Genomic DNA, 23,378 nt, shown 5'->3' with positions numbered 1-23,378 from the left:
TAAAATTAATTAAGGAACAGGATCATGACCATGACTACCCCAAGGATGACAACGGCCAATGCGTTTCAAAGTTAGCCAGCCTCCTTTAAAAGGGCCGTGCTTTTTTATGGCTTCTATTCCATATTGCGAACAAGTAGGTGTAAACCTACAATTTGCCCCCAACAAGGGAGATATAAACCACTGATAAAGCCTAATCAGTGCTAAGAAGAACCAGCCTACAACCTGTTTAATTATTCCCATCTGCTCCTGTGGCTTTTTTAGCTTCCAGATTGGCAATCAACCGTTTTAAAGTAGTGGCCAGTTTTTTCTCAAAAAAAGAAAAATCGTAAATCTTTTTACCAACAAATTGTAGGGAAAGCAGTAATAACTCTTCCGATTCGGGCAATAGCATATACAGCTCCTGCTCCTTTTGTAAACGGTAGGCCTCGCGACTGCGACGCTTGATCAGGTTTCTATCGACCGCCCTTTTGTATCTTTTTTTAGCGACATTAATCACTATCTGTGCCGGAAACTCATGTTCAACCGGAACATACATATAAGATACGCGGAACGGATATAACAAAAAAGAAGAACCGTTCTTAAATAGCAGGTCTAATAATTTCCTGCTACATAACCGTTCTTCTTTATTAAATGTGTTCATCTTTTTGATCGCAAATTTGCAGACATTCTGATCTGCTAACACTACTTGTGCTGCAATCAAAAATTATGCTTTGTGGCGGCCTTCGCTTGAAACCGTTAATCTTTTTCTTCCTTTTGCGCGACGTGAAGCTAATACTCTTCTACCGTTTGCTGTAGCCATTCTTTCGCGGAAGCCGTGTTTGTTTCTTCTCTTTCTTTGCGAAGGTTGGAATGTTCTTTTCATAACTGTATTATATCTTGACTAAATATTTTTAAATAAGAGGTGCAAATATAGGGTGATTTTTATTCAATTGCAAATAGATTTTGCTATAGTTTTTAAATTAACTGTTATTCAGCTAGATCCCTAATGCTGCTTTCAGCTTTATGTACCCGGTTTTACTCACAGGTAGCCATATATCCGATTTTAAAAGCACTACATAGCTATCTTTTTCTTTCAGCTCTATTTTTGTAACCTGCGCCAAATTTATGATATATGATCGATGAATACGAATAAACTGACTACTTTCCAGTGTTTTTTCAAAAAAGCTCATCGTTTTATTCTTCTGAAAAATCCCTTCTGACGTACTCAGTTTTACATAATCATCGTCAGCCTCCAGGTAGTGAATATCAACTACTGCAATAATTTTAATTACTCCGTTCTTTTTTACTACTACCCTATTGCTCTGCGCCGGACTTAGTCCTGCTACATCCAACAACTCCTTAGCAACGGCATCTATATTATTTAATCGTGTGGGTAGTTTTTGCATTGCCAGGTCAAACCGCCCCTGCTCTATAGGCTTTAGTAAGTAATCAATAGCATTCACCTCAAAGGCCTTAATAGCGTATTCATCAAATGCCGTAGTAAAAATAACTGCCGGATGCTTCTCTATTAGCTCTAGCATTTCAAATCCACTAATTTTAGGCATTTGGATGTCCAGAAAAATAAGATCTGGCTGATGCTCCGCAATAGCCTTTATCCCTTCAAAACCATCGCTACATTCGGCTACTACCTCAACATCAGGAAAATTACTCAGGTAATGCTTTACTACATCCCTGGCCAAAGGCTCATCATCAATTAATATCGTTCTAATCATTTTGTTGAGGTATTTTAAGCGTAGTTTCAAACCTGTTCACTGTACTCACATTTGTTTGCAATAACCTTTCATCGGCAAACAATAGATATAACCTTCGCTTGATCGCAGTTAAACCAAATCCTGTACCTTCTGTAGCCTTCATCTCCGGATCATAAGGGTTCTGTACCACAATCACCAAATGATTCTGCTCCAGCTTTACGAATACCGATATGGTAATCGCGGCAGAAGTATTATATAGACCAAATTTAATGGCATTCTCTACAATGGGCTGTAAAAGCGTTCCCGGCAGACGTAAATTTAAGGTTTCTTCGGCTATTTCAAGTTCAATATTTAATCGGTGACTAAAGCGTACCTTTTCTATATCCAGATACAGTCCAATGTATTCCATTTCCTCGGCCACAGTTACCCAAACCTCATCGTCCCTTTTTAAAGTTCCCCTTAAAAAAGCGGCGAGCTTAGTGATCATGGTACCTGCTTCTTTAGGATTTACAATGGTTAATGCATAAACAGAATTTAAACTATTAAACAAAAAATGTGGTTGCAGCTGGTGGCGTAGTTTATTTAATTCGGCTTCTTTAGAAAGATTTTGTGCAGCAAGTAAGCGCTCCTGTGTGGCCGATTGCTCTTCAAGCATGTACCATAAAATATTTGCCAGAGCGCACCAGGCAATAAACACAAACACAATCAAGAAACGTACAGAAAGTGAAAAATTAAGAAAACTGAGGTAAGTCTTTTGATCAGAAAACAATAAAACTAACAAAAATTTGCTCATGAAGGTGATAAAAAGCGCCATGATAACGCTAAGCGCCAGCACAAAGATTTTGGTTTCATTTTTAGGCTGGTAATATCCTAGTAAATTACTCATTAACATGCAAGCAAGTGCAAGTAGGCCATTGGTAATTAGACTATCGGCAATAGCTATCGTCCAGCTAAAATTAAGGGTAAAATAAAAAAGCACAACAAACACTGAGACCCAGCCCAAAAATATGAGTAATGAAAACTTCTTAACGCTGGGAATTGACAGTGGTCTGTTTATCAAAACAACTTAATTGAAGGAGTTGAAAATGGCAACAACTGTTGCAAGTATGTCTTATGTTGATTTACATGATCTAAAAACGCATTCACATCTTCAGGCTCATGCAGTACCGAGGCTACTTCTGCCCCATCGGTAGGAGATTCAATTTCATATAGATCTGCCACACAGATAAAATTCCAGTTTACCATATCGCCATTGCAATTCCTAAAAGGACGATGGAAATCTTCGGCCTGGCGCTCGGCCTTTGCAAGTGCTTCATCGCAATTTGTAGCAATAGTTAATCTTAATTGCTCATCAAATTGAGGCGAATGGTCACCTTCTCCGGTAATTATCTGATAAATATATCTTACTACAAACCATTTCATGATCTTGAATTTTAAAAGTTTCTAATCTCTACCCCTCCAAACATCGTCACCCCTTGAATTTTAATGATTTTTCGTGGCTCTTCACTCACAGGACCTAGCGACCTTTTATCTTCCAATCCGCCAAAAATTGCCACAATTTCCGATTTCACTTCCCAACTTGGAGGAATAATAATTTTCACCCCACCAAATATGGCTACCACTTCAAGCTCTATGGTACCTTCGAAATCTGCCTGTGTTAAATTCACATCACAACCTCCGAAAACAGCTATCGCCTCGCCTCCCTTAAAGTTTTTTGAATGAACATGTTGATGGCTACCACCAAATACACTTACCGACTCCAGAACGTCGTTTCTATCCGCATTGATATATGATGCATATGGTTCCTTTTCCGAGGCTTTGAAATCAAACTTTTTTTCAAACTTACGCTCCCAGCGTTTACCAAAGCCTTTACCCTTATAATCTATACTTTTTGGTCTCAAAATCAGATTTAATCCAGCAACAACAAGCGCTCCGCCAAAGTAGTACTTCGAAACTTCCTGTCCCCAAACGTCATTTACAATAAAGTATCCACCAACCAATACCATAACCAGCCAGCCTGTTCCATTAAAATTGCGCTTAAAACCTATAAGTAAACCAATTGCAATGAGCAACATGGGCCATGTAAAGATCCAACCAGGAATATACAATCCAAAATTCCTTAAAAGGAATACCAGCCCTATCACCAAAATAACCAAACCACTACATATCCTACTCGAACTACTACTTTTGTTCCACTTATCCATCTTGTTCTTTTATTAAAATTTAGACTTACAAAATCTTTATTTGTTTCAAATTTAGATACAATTAAGGCGCTACAAATAACCTCAGCTTATATCCCATCAAATCATCGGTAAACTGCAGCATTTTGTCGGTAAACAAAACACAGGAAACGCAAAAGGCGCTTAGTCGAAAAAATATGTTTCCGAATAAGCACCTTATATATGTGCTAATAAATAGCTAGAGCTATTTGTTTTTTAATAAGTCTCTGATCTCAGTAAGCAATGCTTCACCAGGTGTTGGAGCAACAGGTGCAGCAGGAGCAGCTTCTTCTTTACGTTTTAACGAATTGATACCTTTCACCAACAAGAAAACAGCCATTGCCAATAAAAGGAAGTTTATACCTACACTGATAAAGCTACCATAGGCAAACACTACTGCTTCAGGTACTTTTCTAGCTTCCTCTAAAGGTACGTTAGCTCCAACTGTGCCCTTCAATACCACATAGAGGTTACTGAAGTCTACCGAACCAATAACTGCAGATATCAGTGGCATAATTAAATCTTTTACAGCACTGTCAATAATTTTGCCGAACGCACCACCGATAATCACACCGACAGCAAGGTCCATTACACTACCTTTAACAGCAAATTCTTTAAATTCTTTTACAAATCCCATAGGTATAAATTTATTTATATAATAAAATTAACAACTTTCCCGGAAAATCAAAGGATTCACCAGGCAAAAATTTACTTATATTTTAAATTATTTTGCTGTTTCCTTTATTGCCAATTGGTTATACTATAAAGTTTCCAGCTATTTTTTTTTACACAGATCCCGTAATCAATATTTAGTATTTATGCAGGTCAAATACAAATCGACAGTGAAATTTAAAATATTCATACCTGTTTATCAGTATCGTTCCTGATTTATATTTCCGTAAGTACTTTTATCAATACGAAATGTGTATTTTTGGAGCGGGTACATAAATACCTAGTTATCATTTTATGCTAAAACAACATCTACAACAAAAATTACTTCAAAAGCTATCTCCACAGCAAATTCAGTTTATAAAGCTGTTGCAAGTACCGACAGTTGCTTTAGATACTCGCATAAAAGAAGAGTTGGAAGAAAATCCTGCATTGGAAGATCCAAGCTTAATGATAGCTGAAGAGCCTAAGAGTGAATACGACGACTTAAACGATACACCGGAAGAATACGATGCTAGCGCAAAGGAAGAAAATACGGATGAATTTAACGTTGACGATTATTTACAAGATGACGATGTAAATGACTACAGCACCTCATACAATAACAATGACGATGATGAGGAAAAAAAGGAAACTCCAATAGCTATTGAAAGTACCTTTTTTGAAAGTTTACAGGAACAGTTAGACCTGGTTCCGCTTTCCGATCAGGATTTTATTATTGGAAAGCAAATTATAGGCAGTTTAGATGACGATGGTTACCTAAGAAGACCCATTACTTCTATGATTGACGACCTTGCATTTTCTCAAAATGTTATGGTTGAGGAAGAGGACGTTCTTGAGATGCTTAGGGTAATACAAAATTTTGATCCTCCGGGCATCGCAGCAAGAGATCTACAGGAATGCCTTACTTTACAGTTAAAACGTAAAGACCTCAACAATCCTATTATTGTAAAAGCCATCCTTATTGTTGAAAATTATCTTGACGAATTTACAAGAAAACATTACGATAAACTCGAAAAATCCCTTAACCTGAACAGTGAGGATTTAAAAGAAATTATCGCAGAAATATTGAGGTTAAACCCTAAACCAGGGGACTCTAATCAGGTAACGACAAAACAGTTGCAGATTATTCCGGATTTCCATGTATCCAATAATGATGGGGTACTGATCCTAACCTTAAACTCGAAAAATGCACCGGAATTGAGAGTAAGCAGGTCGTACATTGATATGTTTGACCATTATGATAAAGCAGCTCAAAAGGATAAAAAACTAAAAGAAGCGGTACAGTTTGTAAAACAAAAGCTGGACTCCGCTAAATGGTTTATTGATGCCATTAAGCAGCGACAACAGACCTTGCTTAAAACTATGAATGCCATTATGCAATATCAATATGAGTATTTATTAACGGGTGATGAACGCAAAATGCGTCCGATGATCCTGAAAGATATTGCTGATAAAATAGATATGGATATTTCCACTGTTTCACGTGTCGCCAACTCTAAATATGTACAAACTGAATTTGGTACTTTCTTATTAAAATCCTTCTTCTCGGAAGCCATACAAACAGAAAGTGGCGAAGAGGTTTCTAATAAAGAGGTAAAGAAAATTCTGGAAGATTGTATTGGCAACGAAGACAAACGTAAACCTTTAGCTGATGAGAAACTAACAGAAATCTTGAAAGAAAGAGGTTATAACATCGCGAGGAGAACGGTTGCTAAATACAGAGAGCAAATGAATATCCCCGTTGCCCGGTTAAGAAAAGAGCTTTAATCGGCTTATTTTACCACATTCTTCCGCCACTAAAAACTTCATAAACATTATTAAGTTGCAGGCCCAATACAATTTCGTGGCTGCCATTGCTTACCTGATTCAATCCTGATGTAGTAAAATCGTAAGCATAAGTTAGATTAAGCAATTTGCTGATGTTGATTCCGGCCATTGCCGAAAAGGAATCGTCTTTACGATAGCTACCACCCAACCAAAGCCTATCTCTAAATGACACCTTTAAGTTCAGATCAATTGATGCTGGTACCGGACTCACTTGCTTAACCATGATTGAAGGAGTCGCCGAAACTTCATCATCAATGTATAACTTATAACCAGCTGTAACAAAAAAATGTGGTTCCTCTTTTCCCATATTGTAATTGGGATCACTCGTAAATGAAAGCTTTTGCTGTAAAAGCTGTTGTACGGATGCACCGGCAAACAGCCTTCCGCTATACAACCATACCCCCACGCTCAGGTCGGGTTTCAGTTGACTTGGAATACCATTTGAGATGGAGGGGTCAACGCGGGTTTGATCTTCAAAAGTTAAAGCATTGATATCAAGCGCGATCCTACTTACCCCTGCAGCAACCCCCACAGACAAATTATAAGTATTACTTAGTTTAAGGTGATAGGCATAGGTTAAATTTGCGTCCAGCCTCGAAAGTGGCCCCAATTTATCGTAAACAGCAATAACACCCATACCATGGTGTGCTGGGGATGAGGTATAATTCTGCATATAGCTCCGACTCATTGGGTCATCGCCTTTATCAGGTAAGGACAAGGCATTTTTCCAAAGGTAATCGCCCCCTAGATTCCAATTAGCAGTTACAAAAGATGTCTGTGGTGCATTATCGATACCAGCCCATTGTTTTCTATAGCCTACTTTTACATCTGTATAATTTTCTATACCACTAATCGCCGGATTTAAGAGGTAATTATTGAGCACATATTGTGTATACTGTGGCCGCTGCTGCGCAAAACCACAAAGCCCCAATAACAATTGTAACATAACTAAATACACTGAGCGTCTCATTTTACCTGATTAAAGTTAATGAGCCAGTAATTGTTTTCTTTCCATTTCTTGGATTGATGATATAATAATACGTACCTACAGGCAATTGTTTCCCCTGATAATTGCCATCAAAAGGTATTGAATATCCCTGACTAAAAAAAACTTTTTCTCCGTACCGATTAAAAACATCTACGGTAGCAGCTACATATGTTTCGATATATTTGATAACCCAAACATCATTTACACCATCACCATTCGGACTAAACGCATTAGCGGGCTCAATGCCTTTTATAACATGAACAAAAACATGTTCTGACGTAAAACAGCCTGTTGCGGTTGTGACCCCAAGTGTATATACCCTATCGCTGGTTGCAAAAAAAGTAGGGCTTAACACATTGTTTTTGCTTATTCCTTCAGAAGGACTCCACTCGTAGGTATTTCCAGAACTACTAACACTCGCGTCAATTTGTTTTTCCCCACCTTCAAGAATATACAGGTCCGAAGGTAGCGTGACTACAGGAATGGGGGCAACAGTAATTGACTTGGTCAGAGATTCCTCGCAGCCACCGTTGTGAGCAGTAAAAGTATAGGTGATATCATGTCGTCCTACCCCAGCTACGCTCGGATCAAACCAGCCATCTTCGGTAATACCTGGTCCCGTATATTTAAAATCGCCTGATATGCCAAGCGTTTCTGAGCCTTGTGTAAGCTGAATTTTGCCAGCATTGATGCAAACTGCAGGGATATTATCAAAAGAGATTATCGGCGAGGGGTTTAATAAAATATCGAAAGGATAAGTATTGGAACAGCTCTCTCCAGAATAGGCTACCATTTTTATGGTAAAAGTTTTCGGATCAGAAGTCGTCAATGCAGGATACATATGCTCGTACGATTTATTGAGCACAGGATCATCATCTTCAATAAACTCATTTGGTTTATTTAAGGCATCAAAATAAATACGCAACTTGATAACAGTCCCAATAGTTTGTACGATGGAAGTATTGATGATTTTGACTTTTTTGTTACTGCATAAATTATCTTTATTTTCCACATCAAACTTAGCCAGAACGTCTGGACTATTGACTGTAAAATCGCTGGTGATAAAATCCGAACAACCATTGGCATTGGTAACCGTAAGTTTCACGCGATACAGTCCCGGTTGATTATATTTATGTTTGCCATCAACATCAGTAGATGTATTATTAACACTGCTATTATCACCAAATTCCCAGTAATAATTTGTTAAAGCTGCTGTAGTTCCATCACCATCAACAGAAAGATTTTTAAACTCCGCAATATTATCCGAAGAGCATATTTTAGGCAAGGTAAACTTAGGTATAGGTAAAGCAATGATGGTAATTTCTTTTGAATAAAGTAAACTCATACAACCAGTTGCACTTTCCGTAACCAATGTAACTCTAAATTTGCCTAATGATGTATAAGTGTGATGAACAATACGAAGAGCTTGATCCGTTGGTATTGGTGGTGTATTATCGCCAAAATCCCAATGCCATTTTACGATAGTCGCACCAGGCTCGACGACAGACTTGTCTTCGAAGCTATGTAGTTTATTGATACATCCTACTAAATCCGTTGCAAAACTGGTTGTTATTTTAGGCCCTATAGTTATTGTTTTAGATAGTACATCAGACATACAACCTTCATCCAGACCAACAGATAGCTTGACGTCAAAAGGCCCTGACGCGCTAAAAATATGCTTAGGGTTTTGTTCAGTAGAAGTTGTTCCATCACCAAAATCCCAGAGCCATTTGTTTAGGTCTTTACCTGGAATATTGGAGACACCTGCATCGGTAAACTGAATTTCAGTATCGGCACAGTTTTCCATGGGGAACTGAAAGTCGACTGTAGGCAAGGGATACACATCAAATGTATAGCTAAATTCTGCCTCTCCGCTAAGGCAGCCCGTACCATCATTTGGTAATTCTACCTTTATAGTGATCCGGTGCGATCGGAGTTCAGTAAAGGTTTCGTCTCTGCCATACCTGTATTCGTAAGTTGATGTACCATCGGCCGCAGGAATAATTTCATGATCTAAAGAACCAGGTTCCTCAGGACCATCATCAAGCTTCCATGTAATTTTAGCCACCAGATAAGGAAGAATAAATTTAAAATCAGACACCTGGCCAACACATGCATTCTGCGCATCGCGTTGCGTAATTTTATTGGTAACCAGGAAGTAAGTAGTCGCCGCAAGATTGGTACCTGCCGAATAAGCATAAGATTCGTGATCACCGAAACCATAAGCTATTGCATTAAACCCTTCATTAGCTGTCAAATAAGAACTTGCAGCATTAATTTCAATTTGTGTGTAACTGTATTCAGGATTTAAAGGAACTGGAGTCCACACTGTATTCACAGGCGTTCCATCTATTTTAAAAGTAGAGTTAGCTGATGTTTTTATCAAGACATTAATGTATCGCTCAGTGATGCGCTCCTTGTCGGACGAAAAGAGCGTCGTAGATTTTACATTAAATTCGATTGGATTAAGTAGCACCATTTCGGGGTCACCAAAGATTTCGGTACCTCCAGTAGATGAGCAAGCTTGAGTTAAAGAATATTGCGCCACACTTATTCTTTTGTTTGCGGTGACTAGCGCACTATTGCTTAGCTCGCCACTCGTATAGAATTCACCTTTATTAAGATTATAGACATTACCATCAAACTGCACAACGGTATTGTCTTCCTGAGCCAATATCCTTATGATATGGCGCCTGTTGATAAAAGGTACAATCCCATAGATCTTTCCCCAACTCCCCGTCGGATAAAGCTGTTGAAAAAGTGGATCACGAGATCCATTACAAGCTATTTTAAGTGAGGTACTACCTGAATAAGCGGCAAAACGTTTATTACAATTATCGGGAGATGTTTTGTCCACCTCTACATACATACCGGTAAGATCTTCCTGGTTCGTAGGTGTATATTCATACACATCTCCCGCATTCGCAAAGTCCACCTGAAAAGAACTCCCGTCCTTTTTATGAACTAGTAGCGTAGTATTGGCATCCGCCGCAACGAGGACTAAAAAATTTTTATTTACCTCTCCATTACTTATATCCTGTGTGTAATTCATGGAGTAATATTCTCTCCCCAGTGCCTCCCGGGGGAGAATAAGTGAAGCGGCAGACCGTGCCCCTGCATAAATATGTTCAAATACAGCTACCTTATCATGCCCAGGCGTAACTTGTACATGAATCCCCTTGTTCGCAATTACACGGTTTGCATCTCCTACAACTACATAGGAATCCGCTCGGGGTACATCGACCCAGACAGCAGTGTTACCGGGTATATTTACCGGTCCAGAATTAAAACTACCACAAGTAACCGTTACTTCTGAACTGGTCTTTGTGGTAATGTAAATCCGAACATTAGCTAAATTAACCGTCCCATTATTGTTTCTTGAAGGGTCATGTGTTGGAAATACGGCCCAGAAATCTGTGCCTTCATTCGAAATATTTTGGGCTTTCGCATTAACAAATAGAAAGCACAAGAGCGCCCATATTATTAAAACCCATCTATACATATCTCTTAGTTATCCCTTTAGGATAACTAAGATAATAGATTTTGCCTTAATAAAAATTCAAGTTGCTGATTTGCTAATAATAATTTTGCAGTAAGATCTCTATTTTCTTTTCTAAGCATATATATTTCATATGCTTTTTCGATATTAATCTTTAAATCTGCTTCCATCCAGGGCTTCTGGATATAGCGATATACCTGTCCTTTATTAATGGCATCAATTACTGCATCAATGTCCGTATAACCAGTAAGAATCATCCGAATTGGATCAGGATGCTTCTCTAAAATAGAGGCCAAAAACTCTACTCCAGTAGTTTTGGGCATTCTCTGGTCGGTGATGATCACATGAATTTCTTCCTTATCTAAAATAACTCTGCCTTCATCTGCAGATTCCGCGGTAAAAATATTATACAACCTTCTATAAGTGGCCTTAAACGCACTTAAATTGTGAGGTTCATCATCAACATAAAGGATATTCACATTCATTTGTCTGGAAATAAAAGTTAAAAATACTTTTTTATTATTACTCTTAAAAGCCTATTTTTAGTTCTTTCAATAATTTACCTATTTTTTTTTATTTTTATAGCATACATATATTAAAAAAATGCAGTCTCAAGCTCATACTCATTTAAATTTTGAAGCCTCAATTAACAATACGAAACAATTAAACGCTCTCTACAAGCCTGTATTATTTAATACCAAAAACAGTACCGAAAAACAGAATCTCGCTGATCTTTTAGCGAATAAACCACATATTCAGATTTTTGATTGCATTGAGTCTCAAATTGAAGAGTTAATTAAATGTTTAAAGCCTGGAATCCCCCCTACTGAATTAAAAAAAGTTGCTGAAAATCACCGCGGCTCAACCTCATTATTTGACTACGGAATATGGGTATATTATCCATGGTCTGATAAATTAGTTCATCTACTTGATGAAGAAGAATTTGTTGTTGTACGTACCAATAGAAACAAGCATAAAATTACCGCAGAGGAACAAACAACACTTTCGCAAAAGAAAATAGGTGTTATGGGATTGTCGGTTGGACAGTCGGTTTCTTTAACATTGGCCATAGAGAGAGGCTTTGGAGAATTGCGCATTGCCGACTTTGATGAACTTGATCTTTCTAATTTAAACCGCATCAGAACTGGTATCCATAATATACATCTTCAAAAAACAGTTATCGTCGCCAGAGAGATTGCCGAGCTTGATCCATTTTTAAAAGTAATTTGTTTCCATGAAGGAATTACTGATGATAATATTGATGCTTTCTTGACTGAAAATGGGACGCTTGACCTTTTAATTGATGAGTGTGATAGTTTTGATGTAAAGATTAGTGCAAGAGAAAAAGCTAAAGCATTGGGCATTCCTGTTTTAATGGAAGGTAGCGACAGATGTACAATTGATATCGAAAGGTTTGACTTAGAACCTGAAAGACCTGTTTTACATGGGTTCGTAGAACATATAGATATGAGCGTTTTTAAAACGCTTAAAACATTGGATGAGAAAGTACCTTACATAGCTCCGGTAACCGGAATTGAGACTTTATCACCAAGAATGAAAGCTTCTGCAGTTGAAATTATGAGCACCATATCTACCTGGCCCCAACTTGCCAGTGCCGTTACTTACGGTGGTGGAATTACAGCTGACCTTTCAAGAAAAATATTATTAGGCAGCTTAAAAATATCAGGCAGATTCTTCATCGATATTGATGAATTAATTACAGACGATGTCCCTGCTCCTGAAGTAGTTGAAGAGCCTCGCAATAAGCATTTAGATCCTTTAGAGCTGAACACCTATTTGTCAGTTCATAAGATTGGAGATGGTACGAAAGGTGATCCTATCCCAGAGTCCCTAATTCATAAATTGATTGCCTCAGCAAGTAAAGCACCTTCAGGAGGAAACAATCAGCCATGGCATTGGCATTATAAAAATGACACGTTACACCTATTTTTAAATAAAGAGGTATCTGGTGCTTATTTAGATCCCGATTACATTTCTTCATATGCGTCTTTAGGTGCTTCAATAGAGAATTTACTTTTAGAGACTGCTGTAAATGAACTAGGTGTGGAATGGAGTTTCACGCCTGAACTTTTCCCTGATCATATTGCTTATTTCAATTTTAAAGGAAAACATGAAGTAAGCGAGGATGAAAAGAAACTTGCAGCACAAATATCAGAAAGACATACCAACCGAAAATTTGGTAAAACACAGGAAGCTAATACTGCTGATCTTGATCAGCTAAAAGCCGTTATTGAAGCCGAAGAAATCGGCTTACACTGGCTTACTGCTGCTGAAGATAAAACCGTATTGGGTGATATATCAGGACAAGCAGATCTATTACGCATGTTTACCCCTGCTGCTCACAAAGATTTTATAAAAAAAGAAATGCGCTGGAATCAAGAGCAAATTCTGGAAACGGCAGATGGTATCGGAATAAATACCCTCGACTTAAGCAATCAAGATCAGATTGGATTAAGGCTGATGAAAGATGAAAGAGCTGTTGAATTTCTAAAAAAGATAAAAGGTGGTAACGCCTTTAAATACCTTGCCCTAAAGCAATTCCAATCATCCCCCGCTATTGGCTTAATTACTTTACCGCAACACAGTCCCCTCGATTACTTAAAAGGAGGCATGGCAGTTGAGAAACTTTGGCTTACAGCCACAGCATTAGGCTATCAAATTCACCCCGTAAATGTTCCTTTAATTTTCTTTTACAAGAATAATGTTCAGGAATTAAACGACCTTCCTGACGAAAGTAGAAAGCAAATTTTCAATTTACATCAAAAATTAAAGCATTTATTTAAAATAACTGATAATATTGCAGAAATATTCATGTTCAGAATATTTAAAGCAGAATCATCACCTCAACGTACAATTAGAAAACCCTTAAATAAAACTTTATCCATTGGAACAGCATAGACCGCAGATCACCAAGCTTTATTTTAAAGCGTTTAGAGCCGTAGATAATCGCGCGGCTTGTATGAAATTTATTGAAGGGCACACGCATGTATTAGAAATATTCGGTATCACGAAAATCACTTCTGCAAAAATAGACTGGGTACTTAACCCTGGTGTTTATGTGGTTATTGTGAGTGCCGAAGAGGATGGAAAAGCATTGGCCGGCAGTAGGGTTCATGTTGCCGATGGAATTACCCCGCTCCCTATTGAGGGTGCTGTCGGCGATATGGATGATCGGATATATGGTATGGTGGCCGACAGAATTCCTAACGGAACCGGAGAGCTTTGCGGCGTATGGAACTCTTGGGAAATTGCCGGATTAGGTGTTGGTAGTTGGGTGTTAAGCCAAATTACTGTGGCACTATCCAGCCTTATCGGATTGCAATCATTATTTGGTCTTACCGCTCCTGCAACCTATAGAAATGCTGTTAGAGGTGGTTTTAGGGTAGTTAAAGAGATTGGTATCAATGGAAAGTTTTATTACCCTAAAGAAGACCTTACCGCCACTGTTGTCTTGAATGACGAACTAGATACTTTACCTACTGCAACACAGGAGTCTCATGATTTTGTAATGGCTTTAAGAAAGAATCCAAAACAAATTATCCCTATCCCAAACAAAACAAACGATGGCTTTATAGACATGCATATTGATATAATTTTATGATAAAACATCTTTATAAAAAGCTATTTGTTTTCTTCTTATGCCTAACTTATTCTTTTCTTTTAAAAGCTGAACCAACTGAAAAAAGAGATTCGATCATTAATGTCACCCAACATTCGTCCATTCTAACTGATTTTCCTGACACTGCCTCAATCGGATGGATCATTAAGGCCTCGGATAAATTCAAGCCCTTAAAAGCCCCCTTTATCAATTTTGCTGAATTGAGCAAACCCATATGGTTAAGGGCCGATAAAACACATCTGATTACGCTTTCCGAGCCCAGTATCATGATTGATCAGGCAAGAATGAAGGTCTCTGATATCTACTTTGTAAAGAGCGATAAGGTTATCTATAAAATTACGAGTACTCCTTATAGTACAATTGCTGATCTGGACTATCCGGGTAATGTCAAAAGTTATATTATCCCTCAATACGTTGTGGCGCAGCAACCCGATATTATCCTTAAATTATATTCAGATGAGATTGTAATCGCACCGGTTTTTGTAGCCTCAAAATATGAATTTGATAATATTTTTGCGCAACGGGATATACTTTTCGGTATGTATGCAGGGGTAATGATCATCATGTTTACCTACAACCTGTTCTTGTACTTCAGCATCAAAGACAGCAGTTACCTCAACTATATTTTCTGTATCTTTTTTACCTGGGCAACCCAAACGGCGTTACAAGGTTATTTCACAAAATATTTGCTGTTAAGTGATGGGTGGTTAAATAATATTTCGGTCTGCCTCTTTGCCAACCTCGGTCTCGCAGCCTCTATTATGTTTACCCAGTCTTTTCTGAACACGAAGGTAAATGCACCGAAGAGCCATAAAATCATCAATATCCTGCTGACACTTTCTATCTTCAATACTTTATTGTTGCTGGTCGGATTTAAGCAATTCTCTTTTATAGCCATGCAGATTCTTATCCTCGCAGGCTCTATTATTGGTACTTCTACAGCATACCAGGTTTTCGTCCACAAGAAATTTAAGCCGGCGGGTTACTACCTCGCTTCCTGGTCATTCTTGTTTTTCGGTATGCTGGTCTTTATTCTTAAAGATTACGAGATATTACCGTACAACGTCTATACCACCTATGCGGTACAATTCACATCGGTAGTTGAAGTCATGCTCCTTTCATTCGCCCTTGCGGACAGGATTAACTTCTTTAAAAAGGAAAACGAGCTTGCCCAGAAGCGTGCCTTGTTGATTTCTAAAGAAAATGAGCAATTGATACTGCAACAAAACATAGAACTGGAGAAGAAGGTCAATGAACGTACTGAAGCCTTACAGGAAACAAACACCAACCTGAATGATGCGCTGAGCAACCTTAAGGCGGCACAGTCACAATTGGTAGATGCGGAGAAAATGGCAGCGTTAGGTCAGTTAACGGCTGGCATTGCCCATGAGATCAATAACCCGATCAACTTTGTTACCTCGAACATTAAACCTTTACAACTAGATATAGATGATTTGAAAGAAATCATTACTAAGTATGAAAATGTTGATTTTTCAGCTGAAAATGTGGAAGAGCAGATCAGGGAAATAGATGCCTTTAAAAAGCAAATCGACCTAGAATTCGTCAACAATGAGATTGATTCACTGCTGGTAGGTATTACCGACGGAGCAAAAAGAACAGCAGAAATCATCAGAAGTTTAAGAAATTTTAGTCGTTTAGATGAAGATGATTTAAAACCAATTGATCTTAACGAAGGCTTACAATCTACCTTGGTTTTGGTAAAAAACACCATGCCAGATAACCTTAAGGTATATAGAGAATTTGGAAATTTGCCTAAAATCGAATGTCTGCCAGGTAAAATAAATCAGGTATTTATGAACCTGATATCCAATGCCATACAAGCAATAAAATCTAACGGAAAAGACAGAGAAGAAGAACAACTAACGATAAAAACCTGGTACGAGGACAATACGGTTAAAATTAGCATCAAGGATACTGGCACTGGTATGACTGATGAGGTTAAACATAAAATATTTGAACCTTTCTTTACCACTAAAGAAGTTGGCGAAGGAACGGGTTTAGGTTTATCAATTGTTTTTAGTATAATTGAGAAACATAAAGGTCATATCGATGTTCTATCCGAAGTAGATCAAGGTACAGAATTCATCATTACATTACCTGTTAATACACAATAAGCAAAAGCGTACTATGAGTGCACCCAATGTAAGAGTTCTATATATTGATGATGAGGAAAATAATCTTCAGGCTTTTAAAGCGAGTTTTAGGCGACAGTATGAAATTTATACAGCTATCTCAGCTGCCGAAGGTTTAAAAGTCTTACAAAACATTTCTGTTCAGGTTATTCTGGCCGATCAAAAGATGCCGGGTACTACAGGTGTAGAGTTTTTTAAAAGTATTACAGAGTCCTATCCTGATCCAATAAGGATATTGCTAACTGGCTATACAGATATTGAAGCGCTTGCCGATGCGATTAACCATGGCGATATCTACAGGTATATTACCAAGCCCTGGAATGATCTGGAACTACACAATTCCATCAAAAATGCTTACGATGCTTATAAGGCAAAAATTGACCTTAGGAACAAAGTAGCTGAATTGGAAAAGACAAATGATGAACTCAACAGGTTTATATATAGTATTTCTCATGAATTAAGAGCTCCCCTTGTATCGGCAATGGGTATTGTGAACCTGGTTAAAATGGAAGGACTTTACAACTCCAGTGGCGAATATTGGAGTTTGATTGAGACCTGTTCTAATAAGTTGGATTACTACATTCAGAAAACACTTCAATACTATAAAAACAATAAAACCATTTCGGAAAACACGGCTATTGACTTTCATAAGCTGGTACCTGAATTGGTTGAATTGTACACTTATTCGGATCATGAAACGACTTTTAGTGTAGATATTAATCAGAACGAAGAGTTTTATGGGGATGTTTTTAGAATTGAAGTGATATTGGGCAACCTGATCTCCAATGCGATAAAATATCAGAAAGAGACCGAAGTAAACAAAAGGGTAAGTGTGAATGTTAATGTTAGAAGAGAGCAAGTTGAAATTTCTATCACGGATAACGGCATGGGCATTTTGAATGAGCATTTAGAAAAGATTTTCACTCAATTTTTCAAGAGTAAAGTTAATCAGGGCAGCGGATTAGGCTTATTTATTGTCAAAGAGGCATTGAATAAGATTAATGGAAAAATCACTGTAAGTTCTGATCCGGCTGAAGGTACTACCTTTAAAATAACCATTCCTAATGTCAAATAATCATAAAACAGTTTTATTAATAGATGATAATGATGTTGATTTAAAGATCAATTCCAAAATCATAAAAATATCAAACTTGTTTGAGGAAATCATTACTTGCCTATCAGCTGAAGAGGCGCTAAATTACCTCCATACTACCTTAAACAATGGGGGTAAACTGCCCGATTTTATATTGCTGGACATACAAATGCCGGATATGGATGGTTTCGAATTTTTAGAAGTTTACAAAGATCTTCCCAAACGGTTAACCCAAAATTGTTCAATTGCAATGCTTTCTTCAACACTTGATTTTGGAGATCTCAAAAGAGCCGAAGCAAGCCCACATGTGGTCAAATTATTGAAGAAACCCCTGTTGCCCAAAGAACTTGCCGAAGTATTGAAGAAACATTTGCATTCATAATACGCACTAACTATTTCCCCAAACCTTCAGGCTCAAAATCCATAGCGATAGAATTCATACAGTAACGCTTGTAGGTTGGTGCTGGGCCATCATCAAAAATATGTCCTAGGTGAGAACCGCAGCGACCGCAGAGCACTTCTGTCCGATGCATCCCTAAAGAGTTATCGTTCTTGTAAATGGTACTTTTTTTACGGATAGGCTCGAAAAAACTTGGCCAGCCGCATGTACTGGCAAACTTAGCGTCGGACTTAAACAGAGGATTGCCGCATACTTTGCAGTAGTATGTTCCTCTGGTTTCCGAATCCCAATATTTTCCTGTGAAAGGCTTTTCTGTCGCGGCCTCTCTGGCTACAGCATACAGATCTGCAGGCAGTATCTTTTTCCATTCCGCATTGCTCACATTTAGTTTTTTAGTGTCCGTTCTGGAATAATATGAATTTTTCATAGCTTTATTTTGTCCGTAGCTACCGTTAAACAATAGTACAAGGATCAATGAAGTGAATATCGTTTTCATTATTAAAGTTCTATTATAACTATATATACGAGAATAAGCTGACCTTGGGTTTTATACACCACTATATAACAACGTTTGGACATTAAAGTTGTAACGCGTTATTATTTATTTTGTTGCGAAAACAATTGATCCGTAAGGTCCAAATTTATGCTGCTGCTCAGGGTATTTATCCGCGTAAGGCCCATAAGGCGCATCAATTGGCTTCTTTGTCAAATCAGGATAGTCCTTTTTCTGCGTTCTATGCGGTCTGGGTTGCGAATTAACAAAGGCCGCTAAATCCCATGCTTCCTCATCGCTTAGTTGCGGATTATCATAAGTTGCACCCAAGGGCATATTGTTCTTCACAAATCCAGCAAAATTGCTTAACCTGTACTGCCCTGCCCCATCGTTATAACTATCCTTACCCCATAAAGGTGGATAAACATAACTGAGTTTATCTTCAGCAATTATCCCTTCTCCATCCCTGCCGTGACAGCTCTGACACTTGTTATTATATAAGATTAACCCCAGTTTGGGGTCTGCTGCCCTATCCAGATATTTCAATTTTTCCGTGCTATTTCCAAAAACTAGATCTCCTTTATTCAGGCCTGTACCAACCCATGTCATATAGGCCAACATTGCCTGGATCTCTTTGCCTGATTCATCTGGTACTTTGCCATTAAGACTGCGTTCAAAACATTCTGCTATGCGCTCGGATGGCGGCTCTATCTTGCCAGACCTGTTGCTTTTTTTAGGATAACTGGAAATAAATACAGAAAAGTTATTAGCGAATGGCTTTGTTCCTGCTTCAAGGTGGCAATTTTGACAATTCATCCCATTGCTGATTTGAGCAACAGTTCCATTCGGGCCGAAATATTTAGAGGTATTCACAACCAGATCTTTTCCATACTTAATCATATCACCATATTTACCAGCGGGAATAGTACTTTCATGGGGTGCCTTCCATGAATCCACAGGCGTAGAACGTTTTTGTAAAGGCTCAAGAGCTGCTCCAGCTTGCACTAATTCTGTCTGAACCGATATAACTCTATCAGTTGGACGATCGTTCCAGAAAAAGAGGCTAATTATGATAAACCCGCAAATCACAAACAAGATGGCTACAATAGCTATACTTCTGGCAGTATAAATAAGTGCTTTGTCTGATGATTTCATTTTTGGCTTGCTCAATTGTTTCGAAAAATACTTAAAAAGAGTTAAATACGGTTAAGAACCTGTAAACAATAAGGCTCAAAACCGTAAAACAAGTTTACAATATGTAATGTCATTCAGAAATGAGCTTATTTTATAGGAAAGCAAAATATCCCCATATATTATAAAAAAACTAAATGTAATCTGCTTTGTTCTTACAAATATTACTTTAAGAAGCTGTAAAACTGTAAAGAAGGAACTTGTCAAAATGGGTAGTTGCTATACACTTGCGTAATATTTTGGACTATCTTTAAACAAGATAATTTAACCTCAAAACATGGCACTATGAAAGTTGTAATTTATGGAACAGGAAAAATGGCGGAACTTATATGTTACTCCTTTAACAATGACAGCCCTTATGAAGTTGTCGCTTTTTGTGTTGATGATGCATATATCCCTTCGGAGGAAACCAAACTATTGGGACTACCTATATTGAGCTTTGAACAGGTATTGAGAAAGTTCCCAAAGGAAAATCACAAAATGCACATTGGCATTGGCAGAAATAGTGCCAGAGAGGTTGTTTACAATAAGGTTAGAGAAGCTGGCTATTCTTTTGCAAATTACATTTCTTCAAAAGCTAATTTATGGCCAGATTTGATTACAGGGCAAAACACTTTTATCGATCAATGCTGTGACATACAACCTTTTGTAACTATAGGTAATAACTGTATGTTAATGGGTTCACGTATTGGCCACCATTCCACAATTAAAAACAACGTACTACTGTCGGGTAATACGATGGGTGGAAATGTAACTATTGGAAATAATTCTTTCCTGGGAATCAACTCCGCTGTAAAGGAAGATGTTTGTATAGGAAACAATAATATCATCGGTGCTGGGGTATTCATTAATAAGAACACTGAAGATTATGCGATAATTTCAAGCTCAGCTATTCCACAGCGTGTAGGTGATTCAAAAAGATTTATTATGTTCAATAAATCACAGGAAGTTAAACAAGCGTAATAGTAATTTGAAATCCAAAATTCATAGCTCATGGAAACTGAACAAATTTGCGACCACATCAAAAATATTAAAGAATTAAAACTTCCTAAAGATCTCCTGTGCGAAGAATGCATTAAGACAAACAGTACCTGGGTACATTTGCGAACTTGTCAAACTTGCGGTGTGACATTGTGCTGTGACGATTCCCCAAATACGCACATGACAAAGCATTACCACGCCACAGAGCATCCTGTTGTGAGTTCTGCTATGCCCGGCGAAAGGTGGTTATGGTGTTATAAAGATCAAGTTTTTGCAGACTATTAATATTCCAACGATTCTCTATCCCATTTTGCCAGGTCGGCGCCAATACTATAAGTACTGCGCAAGAATTCAATTAATTTTTCTTCTGGCTTTCCCGCCCCCTGCACTGCTGAATAAGGCAAAATAAATTCGCCTAACGTCTGGTGATAGTAGGCTTCGTCGGGTTTAACTCTTGCATTCTTGTATCCTTCCGGTTCAGGATACAAATAACAATAAAATGCCGCTTCATTCACACCTCCCCCTCCCGTCCAAAAGCCACAACTGCTCACCTCTTTACAATATGCGTCTTCTGCAACCCAATTGGGCATACCAGGTATTCCACCTGCATGTTTTGGAGCTGTAGCACCGGAAAAAAAAGACAATGCTAAATCAAAACTTCCCCAAAAAAAATGGATAGGGCTGCATTTACCTCTAAATTCAGCTCTGAATTTCATAAAAACATCCTGAATATTTAACAAAGCTTTATGAAAAGCGGTGACCTGTTCGTCCTCATAGGTCGCATGAATAGTATCTTGTTCGAAAGGAATAGGATCAGCGAGCTCAACAGGCACAGGTCTGATTGTTACATTAATTTTTAAATCATTTAATAGTTCGAAAATCTTTCCGTAAAAATCAGCAACAGAAATCCCGTGTAAATCAAATTGCCGGTTTTCTCCATTGCTGGTTGTAATTTTCAATTGATGAGCTATAAAATCAAAATCTATTTGAAAGTTTTGATCATTATAACGCATAGATCCTGTAGTTAAGCCTGTCGTTGTAATGTGCAGTGTAATATGCCAGGAATGGTTTACCCAGGGGAGAACCGCAAGTTTTATCTTTCCAACAATCTGCGACCATAGTTGCAAAGTTTCATAGGTAGCCTTTCCTTTTTCATAAGAAAGTATTGGCCAATGCTGTTCCATAGTAAGGGCTTTAGTTCTCTAAAAAGTAACTACAAACCATGGCCACAATTGTTTGATTTTTTACCTATGGATCCATAGGCTCATCATAATCGATTTGTAAAGACATCACATTTGGATAAAATTCCAGAGCGGTATCTGACAAACGATCCCCGATCCGATAGGGTTCGTACCCAAGTTCTTTCATGCAGCGTTTAGGCATAACATCACTGATATACATACTTTGTGACTTAACAGTTACGGTAAGTGCTTTCTTATCCATAGGCATACCATACCGGAACATAATTCTGGCTGCATTACGCAAGTTTGTGGTTGTATGCCTGGCATGAGGTTCCATAATAATTGCACTTTCAGGAATCTGTAGCGTTTGTATTAAAAACTTTTTCATTTCATGCGCCTCACTGTATTTTGTTTTATAAGGATGTACCCTACCTCCTGAGACCATAATAAAAGGTGCAACACCTCTGCGGTACTGTTCTACAGCAAGGCGACAGCGCAACATCCCACCTGCACTTAATTCAGTATCGTGCTCTTCGGGCCCCTCACCTGGCACCAATATCAAGCTATATTTATAGGCTCCAAAGTTTGTCTTTTTGATGGCCAAAAGACTTGATTTGTTTACGGTGCTCATCATGGGCTCATAATCTGCTGCATCATTCCGTTCGTTAATTTCCAGAGCAACCAAGGCAAACTGCATAGATGGCTCAAAAAATAGTTTATTTTTAGTGTTCACACTTAATAAAGCGTTAGTATTAACTAGCTCCGGATAGCTTTTATCTTTCACATTGAACCCTATTGAGTCTATTTTCGGGTAATTGGGTTTTGATCCCTCTACATATACCCCAATAGCAAAATTAATTGCCTTAGCGTCCTGTTCCCATGCTTTAAGCAACATATCTATTGGTTTCAAATTACTATACATGTTATAACAGCCTGAAGGAATAACCTGATTCTTTACCATCATTCCTAATGCATTACTCTCTTTAAAAAGAAAGCTTAAACGCTCACTTACAGCGGCAATTTCATCTTTAGAAAACTTAAAAGCAGCGCTGAAACAGGCTATATTATGCTGACAACTTTTAAGTGCATCAGTTATTTTTGCTTCCCTCTCTTTAAATAAATCACTCATCACAAGATCATTTTGAATAAGCTTTTTTACAGCCAGATCTTGTTGTAACAGCGTAAGTAAATAGTAGTTTTTATACTGCACAGCGTTATGGGTACTTTGGAGCACATACTGCCTGCTTGGCCCCTGACTTTGTGCCCAAACATTTATGCTGCAGAACCAACAGCAAATCAAAAAGAAGAAAGATCTCATATAGGGTGTTTTATATTCAATTCAAAAATATT

At 38.0% G+C, this 23,378-nt stretch carries 23 protein-coding genes; 8 read left to right on the top strand and 15 right to left on the bottom strand.

Annotation, left to right across the window (positions count from 1 at the left end):
- Positions 1–9 precede the first annotated feature (9 nt).
- The 8 genes from yidD to mscL all read right to left on the bottom strand — a co-directional run bounded on the left by yidD (position 10) and on the right by mscL (position 4,547).
- Positions 10–240 (bottom strand): membrane protein insertion efficiency factor YidD, encoded by a 231-nt coding sequence (gene yidD, locus BLS35_RS24020; protein WP_090786157.1) that lies wholly within the window; start codon positions 238–240, stop codon positions 10–12.
- The gene (locus BLS35_RS24015) at positions 227–640 is read right to left on the bottom strand and encodes a ribonuclease P protein component (protein ID WP_090786155.1); all 414 of its coding nucleotides are present in this window, start codon (positions 638–640) and stop codon (positions 227–229) included. The genes yidD and BLS35_RS24015 overlap by 14 nt, the downstream gene beginning before the upstream one ends.
- A gap of 63 nt (positions 641–703) precedes the next feature.
- The gene (gene rpmH, locus BLS35_RS24010) at positions 704–862 is read right to left on the bottom strand and encodes a 50S ribosomal protein L34 (RefSeq protein ID WP_015807371.1); all 159 of its coding nucleotides are present in this window, start codon (positions 860–862) and stop codon (positions 704–706) included.
- 112 nt (positions 863–974) lie between these two features.
- Positions 975–1,712 (bottom strand): LytR/AlgR family response regulator transcription factor, encoded by a 738-nt coding sequence (locus BLS35_RS24005; RefSeq protein ID WP_090786153.1) that lies wholly within the window; start codon positions 1,710–1,712, stop codon positions 975–977.
- A complete protein-coding gene (locus tag BLS35_RS24000) occupies positions 1,705–2,577 on the bottom strand; it encodes a sensor histidine kinase (RefSeq protein WP_254779111.1) in 873 nt (290 codons plus the stop codon). The genes BLS35_RS24005 and BLS35_RS24000 overlap by 8 nt, the downstream gene beginning before the upstream one ends.
- A 170-nt stretch (positions 2,578–2,747) precedes the next feature.
- Positions 2,748–3,113 (bottom strand): DUF4288 domain-containing protein, encoded by a 366-nt coding sequence (locus tag BLS35_RS23995; RefSeq protein WP_090786151.1) that lies wholly within the window; start codon positions 3,111–3,113, stop codon positions 2,748–2,750.
- 11 nt (positions 3,114–3,124) lie between these two features.
- Positions 3,125–3,895, bottom strand: a complete 771-nt coding sequence (locus tag BLS35_RS23990) for a LiaF transmembrane domain-containing protein (protein WP_090786149.1) — start codon at positions 3,893–3,895, stop codon at positions 3,125–3,127.
- 220 nt (positions 3,896–4,115) lie between these two features.
- Positions 4,116–4,547 carry a large conductance mechanosensitive channel protein MscL gene (gene mscL / locus BLS35_RS23985; RefSeq protein WP_090786147.1) on the bottom strand — a complete coding sequence of 144 codons (432 nt, stop codon included), beginning with the start codon at positions 4,545–4,547 and terminating at the stop codon, positions 4,116–4,118.
- Between the two features lie 329 nt (positions 4,548–4,876).
- On the opposite strand from mscL, the gene rpoN reads away from it, so the two are divergent.
- The gene (gene rpoN / locus BLS35_RS23980; RefSeq protein WP_090786145.1) at positions 4,877–6,349 is read left to right on the top strand and encodes an RNA polymerase factor sigma-54; all 1,473 of its coding nucleotides are present in this window, start codon (positions 4,877–4,879) and stop codon (positions 6,347–6,349) included.
- Between the two features lie 10 nt (positions 6,350–6,359).
- On the opposite strand, the gene BLS35_RS23975 is transcribed toward rpoN, so the two are convergent.
- From BLS35_RS23975 to BLS35_RS23965, 3 genes are read right to left on the bottom strand one after another with little or no spacing between them, the layout of a single operon-like run.
- The gene (locus BLS35_RS23975; RefSeq protein WP_090786143.1) at positions 6,360–7,379 is read right to left on the bottom strand and encodes a PorP/SprF family type IX secretion system membrane protein; all 1,020 of its coding nucleotides are present in this window, start codon (positions 7,377–7,379) and stop codon (positions 6,360–6,362) included.
- A 1-nt stretch (position 7,380) separates the two neighbouring features.
- Positions 7,381–10,866 carry a PKD domain-containing protein gene (locus BLS35_RS23970; protein WP_165973401.1) on the bottom strand — a complete coding sequence of 1,162 codons (3,486 nt, stop codon included), beginning with the start codon at positions 10,864–10,866 and terminating at the stop codon, positions 7,381–7,383.
- A gap of 59 nt (positions 10,867–10,925) precedes the next feature.
- The gene (locus BLS35_RS23965; RefSeq protein ID WP_169472257.1) at positions 10,926–11,381 is read right to left on the bottom strand and encodes a response regulator; all 456 of its coding nucleotides are present in this window, start codon (positions 11,379–11,381) and stop codon (positions 10,926–10,928) included.
- Positions 11,382–11,499: 118 nt separating this feature from the next.
- Between BLS35_RS23965 and BLS35_RS23960 the strand changes: the two genes are divergently transcribed.
- Genes BLS35_RS23960 through BLS35_RS23940 form a run of 5 tightly spaced genes read left to right on the top strand, consistent with a single transcriptional unit; the run spans position 11,500 to position 18,164 of the window.
- Positions 11,500–13,815, top strand: a complete 2,316-nt coding sequence (locus tag BLS35_RS23960) for an Rv1355c family protein (protein WP_090786139.1) — start codon at positions 11,500–11,502, stop codon at positions 13,813–13,815.
- Entirely contained in the window at positions 13,802–14,518 is a 717-nt protein-coding gene (locus tag BLS35_RS23955) for a hypothetical protein (protein ID WP_090786137.1), read from the top strand. The genes BLS35_RS23960 and BLS35_RS23955 overlap by 14 nt, the downstream gene beginning before the upstream one ends.
- On the top strand, positions 14,515–16,671 hold the full coding sequence (locus tag BLS35_RS23950) for a 7TM diverse intracellular signaling domain-containing protein (RefSeq protein WP_090786135.1): 2,157 nt from the start codon (positions 14,515–14,517) through the stop codon (positions 16,669–16,671). The genes BLS35_RS23955 and BLS35_RS23950 overlap by 4 nt, the downstream gene beginning before the upstream one ends.
- Positions 16,672–16,684: 13 nt before the next feature.
- Positions 16,685–17,764, top strand: a complete 1,080-nt coding sequence (locus BLS35_RS23945) for a hybrid sensor histidine kinase/response regulator (protein ID WP_090786132.1) — start codon at positions 16,685–16,687, stop codon at positions 17,762–17,764.
- Positions 17,754–18,164, top strand: coding sequence for a response regulator (locus tag BLS35_RS23940; RefSeq protein WP_090786130.1), 411 nt, complete (start codon positions 17,754–17,756; stop codon positions 18,162–18,164). Before BLS35_RS23945 ends, BLS35_RS23940 begins: the two co-directional genes overlap by 11 nt.
- Positions 18,165–18,174: 10 nt before the next feature.
- Here BLS35_RS23940 and msrB read toward each other — a convergent pair whose 3' ends face one another.
- Positions 18,175–18,678 (bottom strand): peptide-methionine (R)-S-oxide reductase MsrB, encoded by a 504-nt coding sequence (msrB, locus tag BLS35_RS23935; RefSeq protein WP_090786128.1) that lies wholly within the window; start codon positions 18,676–18,678, stop codon positions 18,175–18,177.
- A 105-nt stretch (positions 18,679–18,783) separates the two neighbouring features.
- A complete protein-coding gene (locus BLS35_RS23930) occupies positions 18,784–19,830 on the bottom strand; it encodes a c-type cytochrome (protein WP_090786126.1) in 1,047 nt (348 codons plus the stop codon).
- Between the two features lie 321 nt (positions 19,831–20,151).
- Between BLS35_RS23930 and BLS35_RS23925 the strand changes: the two genes are divergently transcribed.
- Together BLS35_RS23925 and BLS35_RS23920 are read left to right on the top strand one after the other, a co-directional pair.
- Entirely contained in the window at positions 20,152–20,829 is a 678-nt protein-coding gene (locus tag BLS35_RS23925) for an acetyltransferase (RefSeq protein WP_090786124.1), read from the top strand.
- Positions 20,830–20,859: 30 nt separating this feature from the next.
- Positions 20,860–21,132 (top strand): UBP-type zinc finger domain-containing protein, encoded by a 273-nt coding sequence (locus BLS35_RS23920; RefSeq protein WP_090786122.1) that lies wholly within the window; start codon positions 20,860–20,862, stop codon positions 21,130–21,132.
- On the opposite strand, the gene BLS35_RS23915 is transcribed toward BLS35_RS23920, so the two are convergent.
- Together BLS35_RS23915 and BLS35_RS23910 are read right to left on the bottom strand one after the other, a co-directional pair.
- Positions 21,129–22,031, bottom strand: a complete 903-nt coding sequence (locus BLS35_RS23915) for a DUF5996 family protein (RefSeq protein WP_090786120.1) — start codon at positions 22,029–22,031, stop codon at positions 21,129–21,131. The genes BLS35_RS23920 and BLS35_RS23915 overlap by 4 nt on opposite strands.
- A 64-nt stretch (positions 22,032–22,095) precedes the next feature.
- Positions 22,096–23,346: a YdcF family protein gene (locus BLS35_RS23910; RefSeq protein ID WP_090786118.1), complete on the bottom strand. Its 1,251-nt coding sequence runs from the start codon at positions 23,344–23,346 to the stop codon at positions 22,096–22,098.
- Positions 23,347–23,378 lie beyond the last annotated feature (32 nt).

It is taken from the genome of Pedobacter sp. ok626 (assembly GCF_900100435.1).
Lineage (GTDB): Bacteria > Bacteroidota > Bacteroidia > Sphingobacteriales > Sphingobacteriaceae > Pedobacter.
The sequence above is the reverse complement of the archived record's forward strand: the minus strand, read 5'-3'. Positions and strand labels throughout refer to the sequence as shown.